General features: G+C 33.2%; 8 protein-coding genes. 1 reads left to right on the top strand and 7 read right to left on the bottom strand.

Annotated elements, in window-relative coordinates; translation table 11 throughout:
- The 7 genes from ACHZC3_RS11295 to ACHZC3_RS11325 all read right to left on the bottom strand — a co-directional run.
- On the bottom strand, positions 1 to 519 hold a 519-nt coding region (locus ACHZC3_RS11295; RefSeq protein ID WP_394759956.1), incomplete at its 3' end, for a 7-carboxy-7-deazaguanine synthase QueE.
- Positions 520 to 748: 229 nt separating this feature from the next.
- Positions 749 to 2,443, bottom strand: a complete 1,695-nt coding sequence (locus tag ACHZC3_RS11300) for a tetratricopeptide repeat protein (protein WP_394759957.1) — start codon at positions 2,441 to 2,443, stop codon at positions 749 to 751.
- A 16-nt stretch (positions 2,444 to 2,459) separates the two neighbouring features.
- Positions 2,460 to 3,371, bottom strand: a complete 912-nt coding sequence (locus tag ACHZC3_RS11305) for a PstS family phosphate ABC transporter substrate-binding protein (protein WP_394759958.1) — start codon at positions 3,369 to 3,371, stop codon at positions 2,460 to 2,462.
- 226 nt (positions 3,372 to 3,597) lie between these two features.
- Positions 3,598 to 4,401 (bottom strand): energy transducer TonB, encoded by an 804-nt coding sequence (locus ACHZC3_RS11310; RefSeq protein ID WP_394759959.1) that lies wholly within the window; start codon positions 4,399 to 4,401, stop codon positions 3,598 to 3,600.
- 20 nt (positions 4,402 to 4,421) lie between these two features.
- Entirely contained in the window at positions 4,422 to 4,982 is a 561-nt protein-coding gene (locus ACHZC3_RS11315; RefSeq protein ID WP_394759960.1) for an ExbD/TolR family protein, read from the bottom strand.
- 18 nt (positions 4,983 to 5,000) lie between these two features.
- Positions 5,001 to 5,615 carry an ExbD/TolR family protein gene (locus ACHZC3_RS11320; protein ID WP_394759961.1) on the bottom strand — a complete coding sequence of 205 codons (615 nt, stop codon included), beginning with the start codon at positions 5,613 to 5,615 and terminating at the stop codon, positions 5,001 to 5,003.
- Positions 5,616 to 5,679: 64 nt separating this feature from the next.
- On the bottom strand, positions 5,680 to 6,504 hold the full coding sequence (locus ACHZC3_RS11325) for a MotA/TolQ/ExbB proton channel family protein (protein ID WP_394759962.1): 825 nt from the start codon (positions 6,502 to 6,504) through the stop codon (positions 5,680 to 5,682).
- 392 nt (positions 6,505 to 6,896) lie between these two features.
- Here ACHZC3_RS11325 and ACHZC3_RS11330 point away from each other — a divergent pair.
- Positions 6,897 to 7,356 (top strand): helicase HerA-like domain-containing protein (locus ACHZC3_RS11330; RefSeq protein ID WP_394759963.1); only part of this gene is annotated, 460 nt, incomplete at its 3' end.

Consider the following 7,356-nt stretch of genomic DNA (forward strand, 5'->3'; position numbering starts at 1 on the left):
CAAATATAATATGGCGTTTTTATTTACTTTTGCTGCTTGTTCTTCGGCAAATATAAAATCATGTTTGTTGTAAATAATGACTTTTAGTTCGTTTGCAATGGCGTAAGCATCATCAACGGGTAATTTATTTTTTTTTGGAGACAAGCAAAACCAATCCCATTTTCCTGTCACTGGATACGCTCCTGAGGTTTCAATATGAACTTGAAGGTTTTCTGCTTTTAGTTTTTGCGTTAAAACAGTCATATCCCATGTAAGTGGTTCGCCACCTGTTACAACAATGGTTTGAGCATATTTTTTTGCGTTTTCAACAATTTGATCTGTTTTTGTGGGTGGATGCAATGCTGCGTTCCAACTTTCTTTTACGTCGCACCAATGACAGCCAACATCGCAACCTCCAATTCTTATAAAATAGGCTGCTGTTCCTGTGTGATATCCTTCGCCTTGAATGGTGTAAAATTCTTCCATAAGCGGAAGCATTTCTCCTTTTTCGACTGCTATTTGTGTTTCTTTTGTAAGCATTTTGTATCTAATAATTTGCAAAGATAGTGTTTTCGGTTGTTTGTTGTTTTAAATTACAAGGAAGAAATAATAATCCTAAATAGCCCCGATAGAGAGAAAATCCTCGTCATTTTTCTTGACGAGATTGAAACGATAGCGGGAATGCAATTTCCAACAATGTGGGAACAATTCGCTCATAAAAAAACCGCCTCATTTTGATGTGAGACGGTTTTAAGAAATTTTGAAACTATTATTTTAGAGCTTTTTGCATGTTTAACAAATCTGCATTTGTTGGTTCGATGGCTAATGCTTTTGTAACATATTCTGTTGCTTTTACTTTGTCTTTTTTGTTGTGTAAAGCTAAGTTTTGATAGGCTTCTACAAACTTTGTCTTGTTTGCTGGTTTTGCGACTTCTGCATCTCCTTTTGCGGTTACTACTTTTATATATTCTTCGTAACTTTTTGCCATTTGTTGTTGTGCAATAGGATCTTTGTCTAACAAACTGTTTACTCGTGCTCTGTATATATATGCATCTTGTGTTGTTGGTGATGCGATCGACACGTTATCGAATGCTTTGTCAGCTTTTTTAAGTGCTACAATATCCATTTTTGAAGCCTCTTTGTCAGAGTTTTCAAAATATAGTGCATAGCCTAAATAGAAATTATCGTATAAATAATTTTTAGAATTTGGGTTAGTTGTTGCTACTTCATATATTGCTGCTGCGTATTTGTACAGTTTTTGGTCAAAGTATTTTTTACCAATGTCGTTTAAATCATTTGCCATTGGTTTGTCTAAATCGACAGCTTTACGAAGATTAGTCACAGCTGTTTGAAACAAAGCGTCGTTTATAACTGGTTTAGCTTCTGGCGTTGCTGGTGCTGGTGTTGCATTCTTTAGTTGAGCTAATCCTAAATATAAGTAGTCTCTACCAATAACTTTGTTTGCTGGATTTGCTATATAATCTGTTAAAACTTTGATTGCCTCATCAGACTTTCCATTTTCGTATGATGCATAACCTAAATAACGTAAAATTCTTGGGTTTACTTTATCTAGTTTTTTCATTTCGTTTGCTTCTTTTTCTAAGGCAACATAATCTTTTGCTACGATAAGAAATTCTGCATGACGGAAACGTGAGGCTAATGAATAATCTGTTAAGCTCATGTATTTTTCATAATACGCTAATGCTTTTGCTGTGTATTCTGTATATTTAGGTTTGTCGTTTGTTCCCCATTGAAAATAGGTTTCTGCTAATTCGCGGTATACAGGTCCGAAATTTGGACTCGTTGCTACGACTCCGTCAAATGCAGATTTTGCTTCTGCAAATGCTTTTGCGCCTTTTAGTAAAACACCTAATTGCATTTTTGCACGAATTAGTGTTGGGTCTGCATCAAAAGCGTTACTGTATGCTTTGTATGCTTCATTTTGATTTTTATCTGCATAATATGCATCTCCTAAAGCCATAAGCGTTTGAGCGTCATTAGGGTTTACTATTTTTGCTTTAGATAAATTAACAACTGCTTTTTTATAATCTGGTTTTTCAGCATTTGTAAGCGCTTTACCAATATAAACAAATTGTTCAATGTCTTTTTTCTTGATGTCTTTTGTTGATTGATCAAAATTAAATTGGGCTGCAGCTGCGTTTCCATTATTTAAATCTATTTGACCTAAACCAATGTAATTAAAGTTTGCATTTTCTTTTAAGGTTAATCCTTTTTGAAAAAACATTTTAGCCGAATCTTGTTGGCTTTGTTGCAAATAAACATTTCCTAATAAAAAGGCTATTTTCCCGTTATCAGGTTTTACTTTTATAGCTGATTTTAAGATAGATTTTGCTTTTTCGTATTGCTCAGCATCGATAGCTTTTTTAGCTAGTTCAATTTCTTGTGCGTAAGAAGAAAATCCAAATGCTAGTAATGCAATACTGAAAATTTTAACTTTGTTCATTTTACTTTGTGTTTATTTATTTCTTGTTTATCTCTTTTCGGATTTTAATATTTCTGTTTGGTATTCTAACAGGAACGAGTCCAGATTTTAGAATAATACGTTGTCCTATTTCTCCTCCAACAAATGAAGCAAATCCCATGCCTAAACCTGAAAAACCTTGATAATTTAACATTTTTATTTCACGAGTTAGTGGATACAATCCACTTGCTATATTGTTTTGACTTGGTTTTAAGTATTCTTTTTCTTTTAAAGATTTAACACTCAAAACCTTAATGTTGTCTACCGTTTCTTGCATTTCTGGTAATGGTTGCGACAACCAGTTTACACCAACAACACCAATCATTCCTTCATTTTTTGCAACAAACTGAATTACTTCGTTGTTAGTTTTGAAAGAAAATATTTTCTCTTTTGGCAATCCTTCTACTTTCGCTAGTTCTCTAATATAGCGAACAGTACTTGAGTTTGGATTATCAAAAACCAAACCTTTGAAACTATTTTGATTTTTTCCTTGCACAAAAGTAATGACTTTCTCTAAATCGATAAGAGTATCGTTGTTATTTTTATGTGAAATAAATGCAATAGCGTCAGTTGCTAATGTTGTGATTCTTGGTTTAACTTTTTTTACTTCAAAAATTTCACCTTCGTTTTTTGTTAATTCTCTAGACAAAATGGCTAATTGACTCTTGTTTTTAGACAATAATTGTACAATTTCTGATTCTGATTTTCCAATAAGAGTTAAGGTTGCATTATATTGACTTTCAAAAACTTGTTTTTGGTCTTCAATTACAGGAAGTAATGTTTCGTCGACAAGAATGGTGACTTTTCCTTTCAGGATAGTTTCTTCATCTTGACTTTTTGCTTTTCTGTCACAAGAGAATACTATGATAAAAGCAAAACTTATTAGAACTAATACACTAGATTTTCTCATCATTATTTTTTTTGAAAGAAACGAATAAAACGTAAGAAAGCATATACTATAATTATACTACCAAAAGCTATTTTATAACTGTTTGGCATGTTGAGAGGCAATCCTTTCCAGAAGATTACTGCTAACCCGAAGGCTAAATATAATAGAAAGAACAATATTCCTATAACGAGAAGAAATCGCTCTTTTGGCGATTTCTTCTGGGTATTATTTGGATTTAAATCATCCATTATTCCATTTTTATGTCTAACATAATAGGTAAACTATAACGAACACGTATTGTTTTACCATTTTGAACACCTGGTTTCCATTTTGGTGCGTTTCTTAGCATTCTTACAGCTTCTTGACCTGTACCAAATCCTAAATCTCTAACCACTTTTATATCTGTTAAACTACCGTCTTTTTCGACAACAAATTCAACAAATACTCGACCTTTAAGATCTTGCTCAACCTCTGGAGTACGGTAATTTCTTTGAACATATTTAGAAAAACCAGCAGCACCTCCAGGAAATTCTGGTTGTACTTCGATACCAGCAGAACTATATACGTTATTGTCTATAATTTCAGCATCTTTATCGGAATTACCAGTTGGTTGATCGATTACAATTTCTGCATCTTTATCACCTTTTTGGTCTTTTGCTGCAATGTTTTTGTCTTTAAGCTCTTCGATAGTTTTTATTTCTTCTACCACCTTTTCTTTTTCCACAACTTTAGGTGCAACAAATTTTACTTCGTCAATTTTTGGTTTTGGTGGCTCCGGCGGTTTTGGTGGTGGAGGTAAAACATCTTTTGGCTTGTCCATGTTTACCAAAACTACTTTTTCGTCTAAACTATTCTTAGCATCATCAGAGTTTGGTATCATTTCAAGAATTAGTGGCGTACTAAGAGCTAAAGCAAAAACAAAGGCTCCACCTAGTAATGCCTTAACTGAAGTTTTAGGATTCTCTTTACGCAACTCATAAGCACCATACTTTTTGTTACGTCCTTCAAACACTAAATCTAACCACTGCGATTTGAATATATCTAATTTCATTTTTATTTTTTGGTTAAATTTTATTCTATATCTTTCTTTAATAAAGCTACTTCTTCAGGAGTAATATCTACAATAGCATAGGTAGGGACTTTACAAATTGCCATTTCATCCAAAATATCAACTAAATTTCTATAAGTCGATTTTTTACTTGGTTTGATAATAACAATTAATCCTTTGTCTTTACCCTGTTCATCTTTGCCTAGCTCATTAGGAACAGAAATCACTTTGCTTAACAATTCTTTTCTTATGCCTTCTTTGCCATAAGGAACTATTTTTGGTTCCTCAATATATTTTCCAAAGATACCCATGTAAAATTGCAATTCATTATTATCACCTAGTATAATGGTCATGGTTCTTCTTTCGTCTACTAATATCGGTTCCTCGGGTACATCTTTTGGTTTATCTGGCATACCTAAATCCATAGATTGTGGCTTTGATAACGATGTTGTAAGCATAAAGAACGTGATTAGTAAGAAAGCTAAATCTACCATTGCAGTTAAATCTACACGTGAATTTCCTTTTTTACTTCTTACTTTACCGCCTTTTTTGCCTCCGTCGTCGCCAGTATTTAATTCTGCCATCGTTGTTTTTTTTAAATATTAAAAATCTTCTGCGCGTAATCCAGTAACTAGGTTAAACTGGTTTATTTGCTGGTCTTGTAAAATATCGATCACTTTTTTAATTTGAGGATATTCTTGTTTCGCATCGCCTTTTATAGCTACCTTCAATTCTTTTCCTGCAACATCACGTGTAGCGATTCTAGCATTGTATATCCATTCTTTTAACTGATTGTCTAATGAATCTTTGGGAATACCTGATTGCAAATCTTTTTCGTTTCTTTCAGTGCTATTCTTAGCAATTAAACTTTTTAGTTGCGACATTGGTACACCAAAAGCATCCATCAGCGAGAAACGTTGTCTTTCCTCTGGAGAAAATGCGATACCATATTTAGTACCCATAAGCTCTAGTGTTCTTATTCTAACTTCTTTTCCTGTTACTCCAAAAAACACTTTACCGTTACCTATTGTTAACATGGCTAAATCTGAATCAGGCAATTTTGTCTGCACTGTAGAACTAGGGGTGTCAACTGGTAATGGCTCTGGCACTTTTGCTGTAGCCGTTAAGATAAAGAAAGTAAGCAAAAGGAAGGCTACGTCACACATTGCTGTCATGTCGATAGCGGCTGCCTTTTTTTGCGATTTTGCTTTAGCCATATTATTGGTTTTATATGTACAGAAAAAACAAAATTAGTTTGTTTTTTCTGTACACTATTTTATATTATTTTAAACTTCCTTTGAAACGTCTGTAAGTATTCACGATTGTTGAAGCAGCTTCGTCAATTGAATAAGTTAACGTGTCGATTTTTGAAGTAAAGTAGTTGTAAACAACAATTGCTAACGCAGAAGTAGAAATTCCTGTTGCAGTATTAATAAGTGCTTCAGAAATACCATTTGCTAGCATTGCTTGGTCAGGAGTTCCACCTGCAGCTAAAGCACCAAATGCTTTAATCATACCTGTTACAGTTCCTAAAAGTCCTGCAAGAGTTCCTAAAGATACTAATGTAGAGATGATTGTTAAATTTTTCTCTAACATTGGCATTTCAAGAGAAGTAGCTTCTTCGATTTCTTTGTGAATCGTTTCAGTAGCTTCTTCACTGTTGAAACCTTCAGCTTTTACAGCTTGGTATTTTACTAAACCAGATTTAATTGCATTTGCAACCGATCCCTTTTGTTTGTCGCAAGCATCAATAGCTCCGTCAATATCTCCAGAAGTAACACTTCCTTGTACTTTTTTCATAAATGCATGTAAATTACCTTTTCCAGCAGCTTTAGATATAACCATAAATCTTTCGATTCCAAAAACAACAACCATTAATAACAATCCCATTAAAACAGGTACAATTGGACCTCCTTTGTAAACCATTGCAAGATAATTTCCTACTTTAGGCTCTCCAGTATTCAATCCGTCTTGGAAGTTTGAACCCGCACCCATTACGAATTCCCAGATTAACCATCCAACCACAATACATGCTACGATAACAATTCCTGAGAACATATCTCCGCCGTTCGAACTACTTTCTTTTTTTGCTTTAACGTTTGCCATTTTTCTAAAATTTAAATTTTTCTTAATTTGATTATAATTTCTTTTGTAATATTAAATACGTGGAAGCAAATTTAATTTTTTAGTTCTAATAAAAAAACTTTTTTTCAAATTTATAAACAGCGAATCCAATAATCGCAATATAAAGGTACTTAAAAAAATGATTTAAATGTAAAACCTAATTAAAAACAGCTTGATTACTAACTATTTAATTGCAAATGCATTCTTTTTTTGTAGTAATCTCAAAATTTGTGAAATAATTTTATATTTTGCATTTTATTCAATAAAATCCCTTCCACTATTTAAAACATCAATAATTGAGCCAGTTTTAAGAAAATAGTACGGTTTTTTATTAAACCAAAAATTAATAACTTGCAGGACTATAAAATAAAATAATGACAACAATAGAGAAATTCAAGACTCACATAACGGAAGGATATACTAGCAAAGGCGAAAGCATTATTCTTGGGGGTGCTATGTTAGATGGAGAAGCATTAGCTATTCCTGTGTCAATTCCGCTAAAAACCTTAAATCGCCACGGATTAATTGCAGGAGCAACGGGAACTGGAAAAACAAAAACAATACAAGTATTGTCTGAACAATTATCCCAAAAAGGTGTTCCTGTTTTGATGATGGATATAAAAGGAGATTTTTCTGGGGTTGCAAAAGAAGGGGAAGAAAAAGCTTTTATTACCGAAAGACATGCTAAAATAAACATTCCGTTTGCGCCAAAAGCATTTCCTGTTGAATTATTATCACTTTCGGCACAAGAAGGTGTTCGTTTACGCGCAACAGTTTCTGAATTTGGTCCAGTTTTGTTTTCAAGGATTTTAGATTTAAATGATACACAAGCTG

The sequence above is a fragment of the Flavobacterium sp. genome (genome assembly GCF_043720215.1).
Taxonomy (GTDB): Bacteria; Bacteroidota; Bacteroidia; order Flavobacteriales; family Flavobacteriaceae; genus Flavobacterium.

Bases quoted from the DNA above. Each gene is read 5' to 3' on its own strand.
- ACHZC3_RS11300 (WP_394759957.1), bottom strand. From the start codon at position 2,443: ATGAACAAAGTTAAAATTTTCAGTATTGCATTACTAGCATTTGGATTT.
- ACHZC3_RS11305 (WP_394759958.1), bottom strand. From the start codon at position 3,371: ATGAGAAAATCTAGTGTATTAGTTCTAATAAGTTTTGCTTTTATCATA.
- ACHZC3_RS11310 (WP_394759959.1), bottom strand. From the start codon at position 4,401: ATGAAATTAGATATATTCAAATCGCAGTGGTTAGATTTAGTGTTTGAA.
- ACHZC3_RS11315 (WP_394759960.1), bottom strand. From the start codon at position 4,982: ATGGCAGAATTAAATACTGGCGACGACGGAGGCAAAAAAGGCGGTAAA.
- ACHZC3_RS11320 (WP_394759961.1), bottom strand. From the start codon at position 5,615: ATGGCTAAAGCAAAATCGCAAAAAAAGGCAGCCGCTATCGACATGACA.
- ACHZC3_RS11325 (WP_394759962.1), bottom strand. From the start codon at position 6,504: ATGGCAAACGTTAAAGCAAAAAAAGAAAGTAGTTCGAACGGCGGAGAT.